Source organism: Haloterrigena sp. H1, assembly GCF_005938085.1.
In the GTDB taxonomy this organism is placed as follows: Archaea; Halobacteriota; Halobacteria; order Halobacteriales; family Natrialbaceae; genus Natrinema.
In genome coordinates this window covers 294,375-315,010 of sequence record NZ_SMZK01000002.1, presented here as the reverse complement: position 1 = coordinate 315,010, position 20,636 = coordinate 294,375, and the positions used below count along the sequence as shown (strand labels likewise).

10 protein-coding genes, 2 tRNA genes, 4 rRNA genes and 2 pseudogenes are annotated in these 20,636 nt (G+C 56.8%); 9 read left to right on the top strand and 9 right to left on the bottom strand.

Annotation, left to right across the window (positions count from 1 at the left end):
• Window positions 1-25 precede the first annotated feature (25 nt).
• The gene (locus E2L06_RS16855) at window positions 26-1,078 is read left to right on the top strand and encodes an NAD(P)-dependent alcohol dehydrogenase (RefSeq protein ID WP_138782804.1); all 1,053 of its coding nucleotides are present in this window, start codon (window positions 26-28) and stop codon (window positions 1,076-1,078) included.
• Window positions 1,079-1,495: 417 nt separating this feature from the next.
• Entirely contained in the window at window positions 1,496-1,837 is a 342-nt protein-coding gene (locus tag E2L06_RS16850) for a CBS domain-containing protein (RefSeq protein ID WP_138783023.1), read from the top strand.
• Between the two features lie 446 nt (window positions 1,838-2,283).
• On the opposite strand, the gene E2L06_RS16845 is transcribed toward E2L06_RS16850, so the two are convergent.
• The 4 genes from E2L06_RS16845 to E2L06_RS16830 form a co-directional block, all read right to left on the bottom strand.
• Entirely contained in the window at window positions 2,284-2,799 is a 516-nt protein-coding gene (locus E2L06_RS16845) for a hypothetical protein (protein WP_138782803.1), read from the bottom strand.
• Window positions 2,796-3,686 (bottom strand): ParA family protein, encoded by an 891-nt coding sequence (locus E2L06_RS16840; RefSeq protein ID WP_171052415.1) that lies wholly within the window; start codon window positions 3,684-3,686, stop codon window positions 2,796-2,798. The genes E2L06_RS16845 and E2L06_RS16840 overlap by 4 nt, the downstream gene beginning before the upstream one ends.
• An 800-nt stretch (window positions 3,687-4,486) precedes the next feature.
• On the bottom strand, window positions 4,487-5,413 hold the full coding sequence (locus E2L06_RS16835) for a hypothetical protein (protein ID WP_394348746.1): 927 nt from the start codon (window positions 5,411-5,413) through the stop codon (window positions 4,487-4,489).
• Window positions 5,414-5,828: 415 nt separating this feature from the next.
• Entirely contained in the window at window positions 5,829-7,256 is a 1,428-nt protein-coding gene (locus E2L06_RS16830) for an orc1/cdc6 family replication initiation protein (RefSeq protein WP_138782802.1), read from the bottom strand.
• A gap of 930 nt (window positions 7,257-8,186) precedes the next feature.
• Here E2L06_RS16830 and E2L06_RS16825 point away from each other — a divergent pair.
• From E2L06_RS16825 to E2L06_RS16795, 7 genes and pseudogenes are all read left to right on the top strand, one after another.
• Window positions 8,187-8,492: pseudogene (locus E2L06_RS16825) on the top strand (zinc ribbon domain-containing protein); the annotation flags it as partial.
• Between the two features lie 354 nt (window positions 8,493-8,846).
• A 16S ribosomal RNA gene (locus E2L06_RS16820) occupies window positions 8,847-10,320 on the top strand.
• Window positions 10,321-10,455: 135 nt separating this feature from the next.
• Window positions 10,456-10,527: transfer RNA gene (locus E2L06_RS16815), tRNA-Ala, on the top strand.
• A 225-nt stretch (window positions 10,528-10,752) separates the two neighbouring features.
• Window positions 10,753-13,673 (top strand): 23S ribosomal RNA (locus tag E2L06_RS16810).
• Between the two features lie 130 nt (window positions 13,674-13,803).
• A 5S ribosomal RNA gene (gene rrf / locus E2L06_RS16805) occupies window positions 13,804-13,925 on the top strand.
• Window positions 13,926-13,996: 71 nt separating this feature from the next.
• Window positions 13,997-14,118 (top strand): 5S ribosomal RNA (rrf, locus tag E2L06_RS16800).
• The 16S, 23S and 5S rRNA genes sit together here with 2 tRNA genes alongside, the layout of an rRNA operon.
• A 158-nt stretch (window positions 14,119-14,276) precedes the next feature.
• Window positions 14,277-14,351 (top strand) — tRNA-Met (locus E2L06_RS16795).
• A 598-nt stretch (window positions 14,352-14,949) separates the two neighbouring features.
• Here the strand turns inward: E2L06_RS16795 and E2L06_RS16780 are convergent.
• From E2L06_RS16780 to E2L06_RS16760, 5 genes and pseudogenes are all read right to left on the bottom strand, one after another.
• A complete protein-coding gene (locus E2L06_RS16780) occupies window positions 14,950-16,218 on the bottom strand; it encodes a trans-acting enoyl reductase family protein (RefSeq protein WP_138782801.1) in 1,269 nt (422 codons plus the stop codon).
• Between the two features lie 886 nt (window positions 16,219-17,104).
• Window positions 17,105-18,157: an NAD(P)/FAD-dependent oxidoreductase gene (locus tag E2L06_RS16775; protein ID WP_138782800.1), complete on the bottom strand. Its 1,053-nt coding sequence runs from the start codon at window positions 18,155-18,157 to the stop codon at window positions 17,105-17,107.
• 308 nt (window positions 18,158-18,465) lie between these two features.
• Complete coding sequence (locus E2L06_RS16770) at window positions 18,466-18,729, bottom strand: hypothetical protein (RefSeq protein ID WP_138782799.1); 264 nt, start codon at window positions 18,727-18,729, stop codon at window positions 18,466-18,468.
• Between the two features lie 721 nt (window positions 18,730-19,450).
• A pseudogene (locus E2L06_RS22480) lies at window positions 19,451-19,801 on the bottom strand (ATP-binding protein); the annotation flags it as partial.
• Window positions 19,802-20,184: 383 nt separating this feature from the next.
• Window positions 20,185-20,580: a ribbon-helix-helix domain-containing protein gene (locus E2L06_RS16760; RefSeq protein ID WP_249361483.1), complete on the bottom strand. Its 396-nt coding sequence runs from the start codon at window positions 20,578-20,580 to the stop codon at window positions 20,185-20,187.
• Between the last annotated feature and the right edge of the window lie 56 nt (window positions 20,581-20,636).

Below are 20,636 nucleotides of genomic sequence, written 5' to 3'. Positions count from 1 at the left end.
TGGGTTGTGGTACCACGGACGAGCCATGAAAGCGTTCGTCATGAACGGAATCGGCGAAACCGGATTCACAGACAAAGACGAGCCGGAAGCGGGACCGGCCGATGCGATCCTCCGGCCGACGAAAGGGCTCGTCTGTACCTCCGACGTGCATACGGTCCACGGCGCGATCGGTGAGCGGGAAGATCTCACGCTCGGCCACGAGATCGTCGGGATCGTCGAGGAGGTAGGTAGCGATGTCGACTCGTTCGAGCCAGGAGACCGCGTCGCCGTCGGAGCGATCACTCCCGACTGGGGGTCCGACGCGGCACAGGCCGATCATCCATCACAGTCGAACGGCGCCCTCGGCGGGTGGAAGTTCGCGAACGTCAAAGACGGCACGTTCGCCGAGTACGTCCACGTCAACGAGGCCGACGCGAATATGGCCCACATTCCCGACGATGTCACCGACGAGGAGGCCGCCTACACCACCGACATGATGAGTACGGGGTTCATGGGCGCCGAACACGCCGACATTCCGATCGGTGGGACCGTCGCCGTGTTCGCCCAGGGTCCCGTCGGCCTCATGGCCACCAAAGGGGCTGCACTGCAGGGAGCCGGCCAGATCCTCGCAGTCGAATCGGTACCCAAACGCCAGGAGCTCGCCGAACGCTACGGCGCGACGGCGATCGTCGACTTCGAAGAACACGATCCCGTCGAACGGATTCACGAACTGACCGACGACAGAGGCGTCGACGCTGCCATCGAAGCACTTGGGTCCTCGGCGACGCTCGAGCAGTGTGTCGCAGCGACGAAACCCGGTGGAACCATCTCTAACGTCGGCTACCACGGCGAGGGCGAGTACGTAACCATCCCGCGGGAAGCGTGGGGCGTCGGTATGGCTGAAAAAGACATCGTAACCGGCCTCTGTCCCGGTGGTCGACTCCGATTGCGCCGGCTCTTACGATTGCTCGAGGAGGGCGTGGTCGATCCGACGCCAATGACGACCCACGAGTTCGCCTTCGACGAGATCGGCGAGGCGTTCCGGCTGATGGAGACCAAAGAAGACGGCATCATCAAACCCCTCATCGACTTCGAGTAAGGGGCCGAGCGTCGGTTCGACGTCATACGCGTCGCAGAAGTCGTACCGTGACGGGGTCGCGATATTCGTCACGAGTAGTCGCCGGCGAGGTATTGCATCGCCTTCACAGGCGGTACCTGGCCGACCGTCCGGCAGAACTGCTCGACCAGTCCGAGACAGCAACAGCCACACAGGTCGTTGTATGGTGTCGTGCTGCATTATCAGTTGCCTACTGCCTAACGCACCATTAGCCATCAATACATTGCTGGAGCCTCTCACGAACGAGGGACATGAGTTGGGAATCAGCAAGCGATGTTCACACACATACACAGCGCGCATCCTCGAATGGGTTCGTAGATTGCGCTGTCCGAAAGTTCCATGACCGTGGTTATCATAGATCACAACGTGACGACCGTAAACAGAACTGTTGAAGACGTGATGTCAACACCGCTCGAGATCGTCTCGAAAGATGCAACGCTCACGGAGGCTGCAACGGTGATGCGCGACGAGGAGATCAGCGCACTGGTCGTGTCGACGGATCCGCCATCGATCGTCACCAGCACTGATCTCGTTGCTTCGGCCGCTGCGGGCCACGATCCCACCACACAACAAGTGTCCGACGTGATGACGCGCTCAGTCGAGACCGTCCCACCGGACCTCTATCTCGAGGAGATCGCTGCGATGATGACCAATTTCGGAATTAACCATCTGCCGGTCGTCGACGGTGACGACTACTTGGGGATGGTTTCGTCGACCGACGTCACATCCGAACTGTCGTGAACTACCCCGCCCTCCTCGCACCCTCTGGTCGCTCCTCGAGGGCGGGGGCTTGGCAACCTCACCGCCACCGCTAAACGGTTCCAGTCCGGGACCGGACGCGAGTTTCACCTCGCCTCGCGGAGTACCACGGTCCGGTTCCAGTAGCTGAACCCGCTACTGTGCTCTCCAGAACGACTCGACAGCACAATTTAACTATTGCACCTATTGTAGATTGTACTCCTGTTGTAGATGGTGCAGCTAGTGTGGATATCCCCTCTATCGAACACGAGAGAACAGGATGAAGCAGACTATTCAGACGGTAGCCAAGTCGCACCGATACTGGGTACTGAGCTACGACGGTGCTCAAACTCATCGAACGCTGTCTCGCTAAGAAGTACACGGACCGCGACGAAAAAGCAAACCGACCGACGTCAACGGCAGCTCACGGCGACACAGACCACACCGTCTTACGTCCCACCGGACTGTCGTCGTTCCTCGAGCACGAGTTCGGCGACGCGTTCGGGCTGTTCGTTTGCGAGTCGGAGGATTGCGTCGTGAATCTCGCGGCTTTCCTCGTCGAGTACCCCTGCTTGGGCGAGTTTCGGGACGATCGTCGTCCGGATCTGGTTCTCGAACTCGGTTACCGTCTCGGTGCGCGCGTAGAACGGTTTCTGTTGTACCTCACTGTATTCGAACGCCGGGCCCGTCTCTGCAGGCGACACTGATTCGTCAGGAGTGTCATCGACAGCCTCTCGATCGGCGCTCGGCTCTGCGGTCGATGTCGATGCATCAGTCGGACGCGAGGGGGTCGTCTCTGTCGTCGCCGACTCGTCATCGAGTTGCTTCGAATCGGATTGTGATTCAGGCTCGGGACTGGTCTCGATCCCAGACCCTGTCTCAGTCTCAGCCTCGGCCTCGATCGCAGCGTCCGACTCGGACGTCTCCGTGTCGTCCGCTTTGAGATCGTCAAACGGGTTGCTCATCGATCCATCCCTCCGGAAGCGACGATCTCAGCGAGTTGTTCATAACACGCGATTTGATCGTTTTCAGGATCGTAATCCTGCAGCGGTTGGTTGTGCTGGAGCGACCGTGAGAGCGCCGACCGGTGACGGATACCCGGCTTCGGCGGTGTCATGTCACCGGCATCGATCGCCTCGAACTCCGCGGCCGTGATCCGGGCAAAGTCCGGAATCACTTCCTGCAAGGGCTGTCCTGGATTGACCTCATAGGTCGCAGTATTCAGGTTCTCAAGCAGTTCTCGGTCTTCGGTCTGTTGATCGATCCGGTCGGCGAGTTTGTTCGGAACGACGGCGAGAACGTCGACATCGATGTACTCCCGTGCCGGTTCGATCAGCCGTTCCATCGTTCGCTTGTAGCCGCCGATCGCGCTCGAGCCCGGCTCGATCGGAATCATGACGTTCCCCGTCGCTACGAGTGCGTTGTTGTTGAGCATCCCCGGATACGCCGGACAGTCGAACACCACGTACTCGTACTCGTCACCGAGCAGCGGATCAACGATCTTCGATTTGATTCGCGCCGATCCTTGCATTGCGCCCGCGAGGTCTTTCTCGACGTCCTCGAGCGTGTCCGAGGAGGGGAGCAGATCGAAGCCATGTTCGGTCGGACGGATCAAGTCGTGTGGTGTCGCATCGCCCTCGAGGATGACGTCCCCGAGATTGATGTCGTCCTGATATGCAGCTTCGAAGCCGAGCCCGTTCGTTGCGTGTCCGTTCGGGTCGAGGTCAGCAAAGAGGGTCGTTCCGCGCTCGGCGAGTTGGCGCGCGAGGTTCATCGAAGTCGTTGATTTGCCGACGCCACCTTTCAGGATGACCACGCTTACGGCACGTGGATCGGTCGTTGTGTCGTTCATTGTTGAAGTTCCCTGTCTCAAAGGAAGTGGGATAGGTACCTATTGTTCCGATTCCCGTTATTTCAGCTTACAGAGAATAGGTTTCTTTCCACCATATTAGTTCTACCTACTGGAGATACAATAGAAAGAGTATCTACAATAGGCATAATAGTTGGGATAGGTTGACAAGGTGCTGTGGGTAAGACAGTTGCAGTAGGTCAGGTACCTATTGTACGTGATTACACCCAAAATAGCTATTTTTTCTATCACACTAACACCCGCTGTCAGACCGGCTGCGTCGTGCTATGCTTTTGCACCTATCGAGCCTATTGTAGATAGTACAGCTATTACAGCTACTGCACCACTCGTAGCTACCTCACCGACCGCAACGAAGACCTACGTCTCAATGACAGGCCATATACTACAACTACTTCACCCTCTGTACCTATTGTAGCTATTCTTCAAATTATGCCTCTTAGTACGATCGTTCTTTTATTGATAGTCACACGTAATATTTGCGAGTGGCTAATATTTCACCGCGAAGAGACGACGATTCAGAACGGGGGTCGAGAAACACTTCGATAGAGGTGTGTGGTAGTACCCAACCGATCGAAAATCAGAAATCCGCCTGTTGATGACAATACGGATTCGCAGAATGAAACGAGAGGACCAGTCATACGAGCATCACACACAACTCGTCGGAAAACCAGTGATCGTCCGAGCGGTCGCCGGTGCCTCGTGACTGCGAGTTGGAGCCACAAATGCCACGTTCAGCAGAACTCGAATCTGTGAGTTCCACATCGATCAGGGCATGGGGAACGTCAACGGCCCATCCCAGTCGGAAGTTCGAGCCAGTCAGGGAGTCCGATCCCGTTCGGGAGTTCAATTCTGTCTGGGCGCGTCGATTCCTTCGGTGAGTCCGGAGCATCGGCAAACGTACCGTTGAGCGCCATAGAATGATCGTCGTAATAGGCGTAGAGGTTTTGTGGTGCCACGTACTGGCCGCCATAGTGTCCTGCGGGACCGTTCGTTCCGATACCATTATCGGCGTGGTCTTCCGTGAACCGGAAGTTCCGACGATCGTAGATCAAGTCCCTGTCAAGCCAATATTGGATGACGCCATCAGGATTAGCTGTTCCGTTATCGATCGTATTCACGCGCACGTAGTACTCGAACTCGTACCACTTTCCGGGAACGATCTCCGGTTGCTGGACAGCGTACTCCTCGCCGTCGAGGATGAAATCGTGATCCAGGTTCTGATCCATATGGTACGTGTACGACAGCAGGTGGAACGGTCCGTCCGGACTCGTCCCTCGCGTGGTGACGTACAGTCGATTGCTCCAGCCGTTGGTACCGTCCGGGACGCCGCCACCCGCACTACCCTCACCCAGCGCCATCGCACAGTTCCAGAGCCGGCAGTTGCTTACCTCTCTGTTTTTCATCGTCCAGTTCGAGTTCAGCGCGAAGTGGACGCGGCCGTTGAGCTCGAGGACCTCGTCCTCGAAGTCGTAGTGGGTACTCGCTCCCCAGTGGTCGCCGTCGCGAACTCGGAGCTGAAGCGCGGTCCCACCAGTATATGTTGGACTAGAAACGAGCGAGAGATTGTCGCGGTCACCGTTTGACAGCCAGTACAGGTCTCGCCAATCCTCGTACTCGTCGTACACGAGGTGGATGACCTCGTCCGGCACACTGTTGCTACTGGCAGGAGGTGCTGCACGTCCTGCCCCAGTCCCGGTTGCACCGAGCATGCCTCCTGCACTCAACAGACACCCCATACGAAGCGCTTGGCGCCGGGTTACACCCGTGGTGGCTCTCGGCTGGGTCACGTCGGTTCTGTCGTCTCTATTCAAAGTCGTACGATCAGCATGATCGTCCTCCATACCGCCCAAGCACATTTCATGCGCGGTAATAGTATTAATACGATTTACAAGAAGTAGATGCTGTCATCGAACGATTGTGTAAATTGGACTCACACCACTAACGCAGATTGGACTCCTTAGTTATCGTTTCGTGACTGCAACAAATGGCTCCCGTACAGCGATACGCAAACGCTACTCCGGCAGACATTTGCACTGCTCGTTTCGTCCAAGTACACATCGATAGAGGGGTGTGGTAGTAGCAACACAAAACAGAAGAGACCACCACAAAACGAGCCGAAACGACTCAGTTCTCGTTTCGAACCTGTGCTTTAACGACGCTCGTTACTTCGTCCGTGGAAACCATGTCGATACGCGAATCTTCCCGAAGCGTTTCTAGGATCGTGTCAGGACATTCGCCAAACTGAAACTCGAGGAACATACCAGAACTCGGCCCGTGGCTCCGACGTTCGAAGTCGACGAGCGAGTACGTCGTCATCTCCTTCATCTTGTTGACATAAGTCTCCTGGTGGTACTGCTCGGCGCCGATCGCGTCAGTGAGGAACTGATAAACACGGTACCCGGTGGTGCTCCGAGCGGATTCGTCGTCCGTCTCAGCGGCGACGGCCGCTGTCGCGTAGAGACACAGCTTCTTCTGGGTGCTGATACCGCGGACGACCTCGAGGACCCGGTTTTTCTCGACTTTGTCCTGTGCTCCGCGGACGTGTTCTTCACGAACGCGCTCGTCGCCTTCGCGTTCGGCGAGCTCGCCAGCAACGCGCATCAGGTCGATCGCCTTACGGGCGTCACCGTGGGTCTGAGCCGCAAAGGCCGCTGCCAATGGAATGACGTCTTCGTCGAGTACGTCCTCGTAGAAGGCATCCCGACGACGACGCAGAATCGACTGCAGCTGGTTCGCATCGTAGTCGTCGAAGTGGACGTCTTCGGGGGTAAACGAACTCAGGGCCCGACTGCCCACGGACTCCATCATTTTCGTATCGTTGGAGATCGCAACGACGGAGACGTGGGCCGTGAGTTCGTTGTTTGCGCCGGCCCGAGAGAGTTGGTAGAGAAGCCGAGAAAACGCCGGCTCCTGCTTGTCTCGACGACCGACGAGCATGTCGAGTTCGTCCAGAACGAAGACCGCCGAGTCGAAGTTCTCGTTGACGATCCGATAGAGTTCGTCCCACTTTTCTTTCGTCGCGACGCCGTGTTTCGGAACCTCCACGTCGACATCAGCTTCATCCGCAGCGCGGCTCGCCAGTTCGTAGACCGCAACACCGAGGGTGTCAAGGTCCTGGCAGTTGACTTCGATGGTTCCGAACCGGATATCCCGAGTCTCACAGATGGAACTAATGTTCTTGCAGACGGCTTTCGTGATGAGAGATTTGCCGGTTCCAGAGGGACCGTAGAGAAAGAGGTTCGGCGGGCGATTATTTCCGAGGGCGACACGGAGCATCTTGGTAACTTCCTGGAGTTGCTCGTCACGCCCGACGATCCGATCCTCTGCGACGATATGATTCGGATCGAGAAGCGACCGGTCGCGAATGAGTCCGTCCTGCTGATCAAACTCCAATAACATGTCCTCGATCGATTTCGATTCACTGGCCGACTTCGGATCGTTCGGTGATGGGGATCGTTCGGATGCAGTCGAGTCAGACGAGGAAAGAGCCTGCTCCGTCATGTCATCCTTCGATGTCCCCGCCCCATCGCGGGGATCCTCGAAGTCATCCATACGATGTCCCATACAGGGTGGGACCAAAAGTGTTCCCCACCACTATCGATGTGTGTTTCTTCGATTGAGACGGTATTGCCTCCTGTACTCCTGAGCTGAGAACGGACAGCCTCGAACTGCGACCGACGGCCGACGATATGTTACGCTTCGGAATTGTGGTAACACAGACACCCCTCTATCGATGTGTTCGATGTGTCGAAGGGGTGGGGGTGTCCGACGAGAGAGATTGACTGAGAAGCTCGATATCTCGAGGTATCGAAGTAAAGAGCCGATCAGCGGTTATCGAGGACGCTAAACAGGTCAATTCTCGCTTCTCTTCTTCTAGCTTCTAGACTAGACACTCACACACCCCTCTATCGATGTGTTCGATGTGTTCCGGACTGGCCCTCTTTCGTGGCCTCGACTTTATTACATTTCCCCATCCTATCCGAAGCAAATAGGGTCACTCTCGAAAGCAGACCCTCACTATATATCCTTCTTGAGGCCGCTCTGTATCGAATCCACCTAGGACAGTTTTCCTACCGCGCTCGTTTTCCATTCGGAGGCTCTGTTCCCGCCTTTCGCTTCATCTCGAACACATCGATAGAGGGGTGTCTGTGTTGCAGTGACCTTGTTCGTTCTCGGCACAGTTGACGAAGTGTGAACTACTCCGCCCTACCGCGCTCGGGCCTACCCGGCCCTCGCTTGTTGAGGACGGGGCTTCCTGTTTCTGTGTCGGAACGTGCAGGAACAGATCCCCAGCGTTCACGATAACGGAGTTCTCGTGCGGCCCATCAGAACTCTTCGACTTCTGAGGACGGTCCAGACTCCACAGGCGACTTCCCGTCACGGGTGGTTCGGAGTGTACCACTCCTACCGAATTGACACCCGGCCACAGCCGACGATGCACGCTTTTTATTGTCGTTCGAAAGAGCGGCGCTCTTTCGTGATGAGGAGTTCGGCATAACCATCGAAGTCCGCACGGAAGCGTGGACCTCGCAGACGTGTCCGAACTGCGGCTCAATCAAGGACACAACGCGGCATCAAGACACGCTCTCCTGTCGTTGCGGCTTCGAAGGCCACGTGGATCTCGGCGCAAGCGAGACGTTCCTGAGACGGCACGAAGACGTAGCACGGCCGATGGCACGGCCCGTGTGCCTCAAGTGGGACAGCCACGACTGGCTGGAGTCACCACGCTCTCCCCGTCCCAACGAGGAGCACACGAACCCGCAAGTTGCCTCCGTGGACTCGGCGTAGCCGAGACTCCCAGCGAGAGGAAACCCCGGCGTTCACGCCGGGGAGGATGTCATACGTGCAAACTCAATTGCCAGTCGATAGTCGTATCTCTTTCTGCTAGCCTGTGTGGTACTAACTACCTTTGAAGTGAAGGTTCATAGGACTTAAATAGTGGTCGGCGATTGTGTTTTAATACGAAGAAGATGAGGACCCCGCCCCTGCGGTCCGCCGTACAGACGGGATCTGATGTTAGCCTTGGTAGTTCGGTGACGCCCGATCGGTCGTTCGATCTGCGTCAGCGAACGTGTGGACCCATGTGTGAGTGTATTTACATTCACCGCCAACTCCCCCAGCTTCGCTGGGGAAGAGCATTACATTCCGGTTGATCCTGCCGGAGGTCATTGCTATTGGAGTCCGATTTAGCCATGCTAGTTGCACGAGTTGAGACTCGTAGCAGATAGCTCAGTAACACGTGGCCAAACTACCCTATGGATCCGGACAACCTCGGGAAACTGAGGCTAATCCGGAATACGACTCTCAGCCTGGAAGTGGCGAGAGTCAGAAACGCTCCGGCGCCATAGGATGTGGCTGCGGCCGATTAGGTAGACGGTGGGGTAACGGCCCACCGTGCCCATAATCGGTACGGGTTGTGAGAGCAAGAGCCCGGAGACGGTATCTGAGACAAGATACCGGGCCCTACGGGGCGCAGCAGGCGCGAAACCTTTACACTGCACGAAAGTGCGATAAGGGGACTCCAAGTGCGAGGGCATATAGCCCTCGCTTTTCACCACCGTAAGGAGGTGGTAGAATAAGTGCTGGGCAAGACCGGTGCCAGCCGCCGCGGTAATACCGGCAGCACGAGTGATGACCGCTCTTATTGGGCCTAAAGCGTCCGTAGCTGGCCACGCAAGTCTATCGGGAAATCCGCGCGCTCAACGCGCGGGCGTCCGGTGGAAACTGTGTGGCTTGGGACCGGAAGATCCAGAGGGTACGTCTGGGGTAGGAGTGAAATCCCGTAATCCTGGACGGACCACCGGTGGCGAAAGCGCTCTGGAAAGACGGATCCGACGGTGAGGGACGAAAGCTCGGGTCACGAACCGGATTAGATACCCGGGTAGTCCGAGCTGTAAACGATGTCTGCTAGGTATGCCACAGGCTACGAGCCTGTGGTGTGCCGTAGGGAAGCCGTGAAGCAGACCGCCTGGGAAGTACGTCCGCAAGGATGAAACTTAAAGGAATTGGCGGGGGAGCACTACAACCGGAGGAGCCTGCGGTTTAATTGGACTCAACGCCGGACATCTCACCAGCATCGACAATGTGCAGTGAACGTCAGGTTGATGACCTTACTGGAGCCATTGAGAGGAGGTGCATGGCCGCCGTCAGCTCGTACCGTGAGGCGTCCTGTTAAGTCAGGCAACGAGCGAGACCCACATCCCTAATTGCCAGCATGACCCTTGTGGTCGATGGGTACATTAGGGAGACTGCCAGTGCCAAACTGGAGGAAGGAATGGGCAACGGTAGGTCAGTATGCCCCGAATGTGCTGGGCGACACGCGGGCTACAATGGCCACGACAGTGGGATGCAACCCCGAAAGGGGACGCTAATCTCCGAAACGTGGTCGTAGTTCGGATTGAGGGCTGAAACTCGCCCTCATGAAGCTGGATTCGGTAGTAATCGCGCCTCAGAAGGGCGCGGTGAATACGTCCCTGCTCCTTGCACACACCGCCCGTCAAAGCACCCGAGTGGGGTCCGGATGAGGCCTCGATTCCGAGGTCGAATCTGGGCTCCGCAAGGGGGCTTAAGTCGTAACAAGGTAGCCGTAGGGGAATCTGCGGCTGGATCACCTCCACAGACCGGGACTGGGGCGCTGCCCCAGCCCACCTTAGCGGTATTCCGCACGTTCGATCGACCACCGAGTGGCCGATCGGGCACCTTAGAACTACCAAGGCTAACGCAATCGCTGTCCACTCATTTGAGTGGACGTGGGCCCATAGCTCAGTGGGAGAGTGCCTCCTTTGCAAGGAGGATGCCCAGGGTTCGAATCCCTGTGGGTCCATGCTTCGTACTTGATCGACGAAACCGTGCCCTTAAGTGGGAGACGGAACTTCGATTGAGTACGACCGAACCGATGCACCAGCCCGCGTAAGTGTGGCTGGGAAGGGTTAATGCAGGCCAGCTGTCTACTGGCGTGCAGATGAGACCGTGTGTACGTGTAGTCCAGGCGTCCACTGGACCCGTTCCCGGGTCACGATGTTGCGACTCTGTCGCAACGCCGATCCGATGAACGTGGCTACTGTGCCAGCTGGTGGATCGCTCGGCTTGAGAGCTGAAGAAGGACGTGCCAAGCTGCGATAAGCCTAGGGGAGCCGCACGGAGGCAAAGAACCTAGGATTTCCGAATGGGAATCCCCACCGCAATTGCTTCGCGCAATGGGGAACGTCGAGAATTGAAACATCTTAGTATCGACAGGAAAAGAAAGCAAACGCGATGTCGTTAGTAATGGCGAATGAACGCGATACAGTCCAAACCGAAGCCGTCAGGCAATGTGGTGTTCGGACTGACGATCACTTCCCGAACGTCGACACGAAGTCTCTTGGAACAGAGCACGAAACAGGGTGACAGTCCCGTATTGTCGACAAGTACGGAACGAGTCAGCTCCAGAGTATCGGGGGTTGGATATCCCTCGTGAAGATCGCGGGCATCGACCGCGAAGACTAAACACTCCTCAAGACCGATAGCGAACAAGTAGCGTGAGCGAACGCTGAAAAGCACCCCACGAAGGGAGGTGCAATAGGGCGTGAAATCAGTTGGCGATGGAGCGACAGGGCACACAAGGTCCCGGACTTAATGAATCAGGTGCGAACCTGTAGTAAGCAGTTTGGGAAGCCGGTGTTCTGTCGTACGTTTTGAAAAACGAACCAGGGAGTGTGCCTGTTTGACGAGTCTAACCCGATCATCGGGGAAGGCGTAGGGAAACCGACATGGCCGCAGCATCTTTGATGTGAGGGCCGCCGTGTTCAAGCGCGGGGAGTCAAACGGGCACGACCCGAAACCGGACGATCTAGGCGTGGACAAGGTGAAGCGTGCCGAAAGGCACGTGGAGGCCTGTTAGAGTTGGTGTCCTACAATACCCTCTCGTGATCTACGTCTAGGGGTGAAAGGCCCATCGAGTCCGGAAACAGCTGGTTCCAACCGAAAGATGTCGAAGCATCACCTCTGCCGAGGTAGTTCGTGGGGTAGAGCGACGGATTGGGGGACCGCACTCCGAGAGGAGTGCGCCCCCCTGTCCAACTCCGAACCTACGAACGCCGTTCGACGCAGGGAGTCCGGTGCACGGGGTAAGCCTGTGTACCGTGAGGGAGACAACCCAGAGCTGGGTTAAGGTCCCCAAGTGTGGATTAAGTGCGATCGAAGGTGGTCTCAAGCCCTAGACAGCCGGGAGGTGAGCTTAGAAGCAGCTACCCTCTAAGAAAAGCGTAACAGCTTACCGGCCGAGGTTTGAGGCGCCCAAAATGATCGGGGCTCAAATCCACCACCGAGACCTAGCGGCACCTGTCACAAGGTGATCCCGTAGGTTGGCGTTCTGTTCGGGTGGAAGCACGGAAGAGATTTCGTGTGGACCGTTCAGTAACGAAAATCCTGGTCATAGTAGCAGCGTTAGTCGGGTTAGAACCCCGACGGCCGAACGAGTAAGGGTTCCTCAGCAATGCTGATCAGCTGAGGGTTAGCCGGTCCTAAGTCAGCCCGTAAGTCGAAGCTGACAACAGGGAAATAGGTTAATATTCCTATGCCAGTGTGCACTCAAAGCCAACGCTTTGGGGCCGCCTGAGCTGGGCTTTCGCCCAGTCGAACTGTCGAAGTTCGTGGAAGCCGTAATGGCACGAAGCGACCGAATGGCAGGATAGCGCAAGTCAGGTCAACCTAGAGCCCGTGAAAAGGCAAGCACACTGTCCGTACCGAGATCCGACACAGGTACTCGTGGCGGCGAAAGCCAAGGTCTGTCGGGAGCAACCGACGTTAGGGAATTCGGCAAGTTAGTCCCGTACGTTCGCAATAAGGGATGCCTGCCCCGCAATGGGGCAGGTCGCAGTGACTCGGGCGCTCCGACTGTCTAGTAACAACATAGGTGACCGCAAATCCGTAAGGACTCGTACGGTCACTGAATCCTGCCCAGTGCAGGTATCTGAACACCCCGTACAAGGGGACGAAGGACCTGTTAACGGCGGGGGTAACTATGACCCTCTTAAGGTAGCGTAGTACCTTGCCGCTTCAGTAGCGGCTTGCATGAATGGATCAACGAGAGCGCCACTGTCCCAACGTTGGGCCCGGTGAACTGTACGTTCCAGTGCGGAGTCTGGAGACCCCCAAGGGGAAGCGAAGACCCTATAGAGCTTTACTGCAGGCTGTCACTGAGACGTGGTCGCCATTGTGCAGCATAGGTAGGAGGCATTACACAGGTACCCGCGCTAGCGGGCCACCGAGCCAGCATTGAAATACTACCCGATGGTGACTGCGACTCTCACTCCTGGCGGAGGACACTGGTAGCCGGGCAGTTTGACTGGGGCGGTACGCGCCTGAAAAGATATCGGGCGCGCCCCAAGATTTCCTCACCCGTGTCAGAGACGCGGGGAAGAGCGCAAGAGCATACGGAAGTCTGACAGTGTCCGGCACAACGACGGACGCTGACGCGAAAGCGTGGTCTAGCGAACCAATTAGGCTGCTTGATGCGGCCAATTGCTGACAGAAAAGCTACCTTAGGGATAACAGAGTCGTCACCCGCAAGAGCACATATCGACCGGGTGGCTTGCTACCTCGATGTCGGTTCCCTCCATCCTGCCCGTGCAGAAGCGGGCAAGGGTGAGGTTGTTCGCCTATTAAAGGAGGTCGTGAGCTGGGTTTAGACCGTCGTGAGACAGGTCGGCTGCTATCTATTGGGGGTGTTACGGTATCTGACGGGAACGTTCGTATAGTACGAGAGGAACTACGAATGGGTGCCACTCGTGTACCGGCTGTTCGAAAGAGCACGTGCCGGGCAGCGACGCACCACGGGGTAAGAGCTGAACGCATCTAAGCTCGAAACCCACCTGAAAAAGAGATACCACCGAGGCCACTCGTAGAAGACGAGATCGATAGACTCGGGATGTACGCACCAAGGCAACGAGGTGTTGAGTCCGCGAGCACTAATCGGCCAAGCCACACACTCATAACTACAATCGCATTGGATCCGTGACGCGCGAACGGGTCCGGACGCAAACTGGACTACACGTATACAACGGTCTTGGACACACCACCGATATTGGAATGACGGCGGTTCGATTCCGCTGGTCGGCGTTACGGCGGCCACAGCGGCGGGGCTCCTCCCGTACCCATCCCGAACACGGAAGATAAGCCCGCCTGCGTTACGGTGAGTACTGGAGTGGGCGACCCTCTGGGAAACTCGTTTCGCCGCCTCCACTCATATCGACCAATACGGTCATCATCCACCGATCGTGGTCTAACGGCGGTTCGATTCCGCCGATCGGCATTACAGCGGCCACAGTGGCGAGGTTCCTCCCGTACCCGTCCCGAACACGGAAGATAAGCTCGCCTACGTATCGGCAACTACTGGAGTGAGCGATCCTCTGGGAACGTCGATTCGCCGCTCCTATTCATATTGATACCCAGACAGTGCCTACGGCTGGGGTCATCTATATTCTATAATATCTTACAGATAGTGGTAGATATTGAGAATGAATTTGGTCAGACTATTTCATAGACAGCAACCAGATAGCAATCCTTAATCATGGTCGGCAGAGATAGATAGATAGCGGGATGGGATAGCCAGGAGATTCCGGCGGGCTCATAACCCGCAGATCAGTAGTTCAAATCTACTTCCCGCTATTTCTTGACTTTGAGCAAACTTCTGCCGTAAGTTGGTCGATAAGTCCCCACAGCCATAAATAAATGACTGCCGATCGAGTAAGAATGTCAAATCGATCGACGATCCGTTGCAGCTCTCGATCAGGTCTTCACTCCCTTTCCACGTCTCATTCACCCAGTCGCAATCGGCACGCAGATACTCCTCTGCTTCTCTGAGCGTTCAATGCACAACAGAGCTGAGCCGTTTGAGAACGAGACTTTCGGGGATGTCGTAGTCCACCGAGCGATTGTCGCAGACGAAAATCGAGCTGTCTCGAGGGTAGGGACGACGAGTTCGTCGAAGACATCGTCGAGTTCTCGCTCGACATCGGGTTCCGGTCACGCTGGCGGACATCGGTCTCGACGATCCTACGGAAGACCAGCTCGATACGGTCGCCGAGGCGGCCTGCGTCGAAGAGGAGACGATCCACAACGAGCCGTTCCCAGTTGAGCCCGCGATGGTCCGGGACGCACTGTTGACCGTGAACGGGCTCGGGGAACGTCATAAGTAGCGGTCCCTGTCTCGGAGCGAGATTGCCTGATGGTCGGTGTTGGCCTAGCTTCTGGTGAGCAACTCCCGTTACGCGGGCGGCCGATCCCACACGTCCACCTTCACATCCAGTCCCGCCTGTCGAAGCCTGTCAGCAAGTGGATCACCGATACCTGACGCTGGCGTGAGAATTCCACCCTCGAGCGGTGAGTCAGTCTGGTCGCGCACCAGACACATCGAAGCTTCGCTGAGCATCCTCGCGGTCGCTCCGTACCCCGGATCCCGATCGGCGCTAATCTGACTCTCCACGACGAACGGGCCGTCAGTGGCGATTCCACGGCCGAGTACACGGACGGTGAAATACCCGTTTTCGATCTGCTCTCTCGTCGGCCCCTCGCCCGGATCCGGGAACACGAATCGACGTAATCCTTCTCGTGTTGGCCCGAACGCCATCCCAGCAGTAGCGGCTGTGAGACCCGCCCAGACAGCGTTTGCACGTGCCAGGCCGCCGAGGCCGTCGCCCATGGGCAGCACTTCTGTGCACTCGAACTCACGACCCCACGGATACCCGAGCAGCGCGTTGCTGCGTCGAACGACTCGTTCGTTCACCATCGCCATCGGCGAGGGAGCTGTCCACACCGATCGTAGTGGGTCCTTTTTCGGTACGGACTGTGCGCCCGGATCGACGCCGTCGCGCTCACCTTTCGGTGCCAACGAGTACGGGTTCCGAAGCGTCTGCCGGGCCAGCGGGTCGGTCGACGCGGCGCGAAATACTTCGATTGCACTGGCCATCGTCCCACCGCTCACGCTACCGCGACTGTCCTCCAGGTATATTTGCGCCATATCACACGGAGTCCCGAACTCGTCGATAGCGAACGATTGAACGAGTTTCGTACCAAGATCGGTGGGGATCGAGTCGAATCCACAGCTATGGACGATTCGAGTGCCAGCCTCGACTGCGTCGTCGTGGTATCGGTCGATCATCTCCCGCACCCAGTTCACCTCACCAGTCAGATCACAGTAATCCGTCTCAGCGTCGATGCATGCCTCAACGAGTGGTGTACCATACTTCGTGTACGGGCCGACCGTCGTACAAACGACATGCGTGTCTTCGGCGATGGTGTGAAGACTTTCAGGCTCGGTTGCGTCGCCGAGGACGATCGGGATGTCATCCCACGCAGAACGCCGGTCTCTGAGTGCTGTTTCCAATTTGTGGAGTTGACTCTCGCTGCGACCGCCGAGTGCGAGCGAGAGCTGGTCTGGTGTGTACTGCTCCGTGAGATACTCAGCGACGAGGCGGCCAGCGACGCCGGTTGCCCCCCAGACGACGAGATCGTGCTGCCGGTCCGTGTTAGACACAGGTATCGGTTGCAATTAGCGGTCCATGGACTCAACTGTTGGGTGAAGTACCTCGGGTTCAAGCCCTGTGGCAGTTCATACTGATAGCTCCACCCAGCCAACAGCCTGCTTCCGAAGAACGAATGGTGAGAGTAGTTTTTAGTGATGGTTTTCTGACTATGAAACACGTGACATCCAACACAGTTCTTGTTGTCGGAGGGACAGGCAATCAAGGACGAGCTGTCATCGACCAACTCAGTAAATGGTTTATAATACTATAATATTTATATGGCTTCTGTTTAATGAATATAGTACGACTACGATCCGAGCAGACGGGGAGGGGGCAAATCAGACAGACGATTCAGAGGTAGAGGTGTCTTATCTAGTCATGGTCATTCAAGTGAGCCTCGCGACACTGTTTATCGTTGTGGCGTATGGATGGATCCATCTCACTATCAACGCTGTGCTAACTTTGGAGTCGGGAGTCACAGAGTATTTCTGGGCGCTCCCAGCTATTTTGCAGTAGGTGGGGCCTTTCTGATCGTCAGTCTTCTATCTCGATAATCACTTTCCATCTCCATTCCGTCCATGAGTTAGTGACGAATATGATCATGACCGGATAGTTCCGGACGGACCATTCGACTGTCCCCAGCGGGCAAACCCGCCGGAGTGGTATACATAATTCTGAACAGCATAGGACTCGCTCAGAACCCGGTCCTTTAGCATGATTTGCCCACTTCTCGAGGGAGCCAACTGTTTCGCTGATCACTCACGTCGGCAGGTCCTCCAACGTCGTCCTTATTTTAAGGAAACCGAGGAATCGGAAGAACCGTGAGTCGATTCTATGAAACAAGCATAGTGTATTAGCCACCGTCTCGCTGCGGTCGTCCGGGCATGTCAGACACGGTCAGTACACGTAGTTCCAGAAGAGCGGGTAGCCCCTGGCGGCGATGGCTCGCAGAATCGCCGGCCACGTCCCGCAGTGGACGATCCTGTCTGCCGCGAACAGGGCGGTGGTCCGACCGAGGTAGACGATTCTCGGATGCCACCGTTCGTCGTACTCTTTCGGCGGCCGTTCCCGGAGATCCCGCAGCACGTTCTTCGCGGCTCGTCTGGCTTCCAGCCCCGCCGAATAGCCGTCTGTGACCTTTCCGGGGTAGTCGACCACGTCTCCGACCGCGTAGACGCCGTCGGCGTCCCGACAGCGGAGGTACTCGTTGACGAGCAGGCCGCGCTCGTTCCGCGGGAGGTCGAAATTCTCGATCACCGGATTCGGCTTCACTCCGCCCGCCCAGACCGTTAGATCACTTCGCTCGACGCGCTCCCCGTCCAGCACGACGCCGTCGTCCGTCACTTCTGTCGCGCGTGTTCCCGTCCGGACATCGACGCCTCGTTGCCCTAATTCTCCCTCGGCGATGCGCCCCGCACGCTCCGGAAAGTCGGCGAGCGGGTGCTCGCCTGACGTGATCAGCGAGATGTCGAGGTCACTCACGAGTGACGCAAGCGTCGCCGCCGTCTCGACGCCGACCGGGCCACCACCGACGATGACGACATCGCGAACACTCCCAGAGTGTACTGCATGCTGAATCTCTCTGGCGTCTGTCCGAACATCCGACACGCGACTGCGGTCGACGGCGTCGAGTCTAGTCACACCGCCGAGCGCGATCAGGAGGGAGTCATACTCTATCGACCCGCTCCGCAGGTCAACCCGCTTCTCAGCTGTGTCCAGCCACCGGACGTGATCCCGGACGACGGTGACAGCCCTGTCGGCGAACGCGTCCCGTAAGTCGAGTGTCGCCCCGTCGAACGGCATCCCTTTGATCACCCGGTAGAGCTGGAACGAGAATACGTGGCGTTCCCGCTCGGAAACGACGACTACGTTCGTCTCGCTCGCGCGCTCCAGGTACGCCGCAGCGATCAAGCCCGCCTCTCCGCCGCCGAGGATGACTGTCCGTTTCATGCATGGTCGATCAGTCGCGCCGGAACGTTCGACGTCCGACGCATCGGTCTCTGAATATTAGATTGAGTATACTATGCCAGTTTTGCTTAAAATCACTTCATCATCGATCGAGCAGACACCCGGCGATACGTCTCTCCTCTCAAACAAGGATACCAGGTGTTCGGTCACCTCCGCAATGCGGACACCACGCCAGAAAACCCAGAGAAACAAATTGGAGAAAGTCGAACTGACGAGGATCTCAATACGGAACTCGCAGAATTGGAAGACATCAAACAACACTCGACATCCTGAGGATGCCGCGCTGGCGACTATTCGCGGTCGTCGTCGGACTCCACCAGATCGGCGGCCGCGACGAGTGATTTCCCCGCGCTCGCGCATCCCGTCGGCGTCACTGCGGAGCCATACGGTCTTGCTCTCGTGATCGCGAGCGGCACTAAGTTTAATCCGATATCGGCTGGGTCGCTCCCAGCGGGCGCAAGCACGCGGCACTGTACAAGCGTCGGCTCGCTCTCGGGCTTATCGTGATCGAACAGTGACGAAAGCTTGTCCATCGTTTCATCGTACTCGGTCACGCTATCTCACCTCCGGTGGTGAAGGCCGCGTCGTCTTCAAGGACGACGAGATTGAGGAGATGACTACATACGATCCATCCGATCAGGACTCCCAGATCGCCGAACTGTGCCACGACTGCGCTGCCAGCAAGCCGTGACGTCTACTGACGTACATACAAAGCCGCGACCAACGCCGGCGATGTCACTGACCGATCGCCGCGAAGACCTCCTGATCGCCGTTTCACTGACCGAGTTCTCATAGGGATCAGCGTGAATATTCAGAAATTCTCACAAGGAAAACAGCCTACTGGAAAAACCGCACGACGAGAGAAACTATGAACTAGTCTGCTGATCCCTATCAGTTCACTACGAGTAGGCCGGTCTCCGAACTCGCCGAACACGCCTGGCAACTGGCCGCCGATCGCCTCCTCGAGTCCGAGATCGAACCACGCGAAGCCGTCGATGCACTCGCGATCGAGTAGCTATACCACTCACCGTCCTTAATCAGACCTCAAAAGCCACCCGAATGGGCGTAGGATGGTAGCTGCCGAGCGGGCTGAGACAAATAGGGTACGGATGATTTGACTGGCCTGTCGCGTCACCCCGCACAGGGGAGATGTCAGAGCTGCTTTTTACGGGCTAACATCTGGTTTTGTGACCGTAGTTCATCAGCCAGGTTCGCATAGAGGTGGGCACAGCTCTCCTCTGGTGAGCGATGTGGTGCGACTGTACCCAATGGTTCCCAGTTCCCGATCAAGACTAACCGCTTCCGAGCGCGGGTGAGCGCAACGTTCAATCGACGAGGTCCCTCTTCGGAGAACTCGGGGCCGACACCAGCACCGTCATCGAAGATGAGTGACCGCTCGGGCGAGATGCTGACTAGCACACGAGATGAACCGGTACTGTCGATGCCATTTTGGACGGCCTCACGGATCGCGTCTGTGAGATCCGCCATCTGATCCTCGATGAGGTATGTTGCGACCCACTCGTCAGCCGTCATCGTCACGGTCTCGTCAGTCGATGGCCGACTGGCCGGCTTCGGGTCAGCTGCTTCGTTCGTAGCGAACTCCGATAACGTCGGATGATCTGTTATGGTGTTCACCCATCTGGCACCATAGAAACCGCACCGGGCGGTCACTTGGAAACCGGAATGAATTCTGGTTCAACTTGGCGCAGTCTTCCGGTATTCTCGAGGAACGAGTAGAAATAGTCATACAGGCCCGTGTCTTCGTCGGTGCCGTCTGCGGATGAGCGTAACGGGCACTAGTCGCCAACGACCGCACAGAACCGTTGGTACGAGTTATTGTGATGTTTAACCCGTCGGTCAAGCGGACGTCCGAGGAAGCGACTGCGTGGGCGCCTGTAGGCCTGTCACCGAACAGTGTATGAGAACTGTGCAGCGCTGTATCCCCTTCCTGCTCTCGCCTTCCATTTAGTCGGCGCTCCCTGAGGAAAGGGCTTAGCGCCTCAGTTCAGCTAAATTTTGTTGATACTATCTTCAAGCAGGGACTCAAGGTTTCGAATTCGCTCTTTGAGAAATTCAACATCGCTTTCCGTTTCGCTGTCCGGTTGTGATTGGACTGCTTGAGAGATGATCTCATTAAATGCCTCTTCCAGATCTCGGATTTCTATCGCCATCTGTATCCCATCACGAACAAACTCGCTACGCGTCTGCCCCTCTTGTTCAGCGACGGAGTCTGCACCCTCAATCAATGCGCGTGGGACACGAACCGTGATTTTCTTCGTTTCTTGAAGACTATAATCGGTCGAAGTATCGGAGTCTGAAAAATGAGATCCACTCAGGAGAACTGCAACTTGATAATGGCTTGGACACAGGGCGATTGTTGAGCTGTCACCTGACGACGATTCCAATGAGTATTTCGAGAGTGAGTCTGTTGATCCACAGATCTCACACTCGTTTTTAGACC

Excerpts from the sequence above, each read along its gene's own strand:
- E2L06_RS16850 (WP_138783023.1), top strand. The coding sequence starts at position 1,496 with ATGTCAACACCGCTCGAGATCGTCTCGAAAGATGCAACGCTCACGGAG.
- E2L06_RS16835 (WP_394348746.1), bottom strand. The coding sequence starts at position 5,413 with ATGCTCGGTGCAACCGGGACTGGGGCAGGACGTGCAGCACCTCCTGCC.
- E2L06_RS16845 (WP_138782803.1), bottom strand. The coding sequence starts at position 2,799 with ATGAGCAACCCGTTTGACGATCTCAAAGCGGACGACACGGAGACGTCC.
- E2L06_RS16830 (WP_138782802.1), bottom strand. The coding sequence starts at position 7,256 with ATGGATGACTTCGAGGATCCCCGCGATGGGGCGGGGACATCGAAGGAT.
- E2L06_RS16775 (WP_138782800.1), bottom strand. The coding sequence starts at position 18,157 with ATGAAACGGACAGTCATCCTCGGCGGCGGAGAGGCGGGCTTGATCGCT.
- E2L06_RS16855 (WP_138782804.1), top strand. The coding sequence starts at position 26 with ATGAAAGCGTTCGTCATGAACGGAATCGGCGAAACCGGATTCACAGAC.
- E2L06_RS16840 (WP_171052415.1), bottom strand. The coding sequence starts at position 3,686 with ATGAACGACACAACGACCGATCCACGTGCCGTAAGCGTGGTCATCCTG.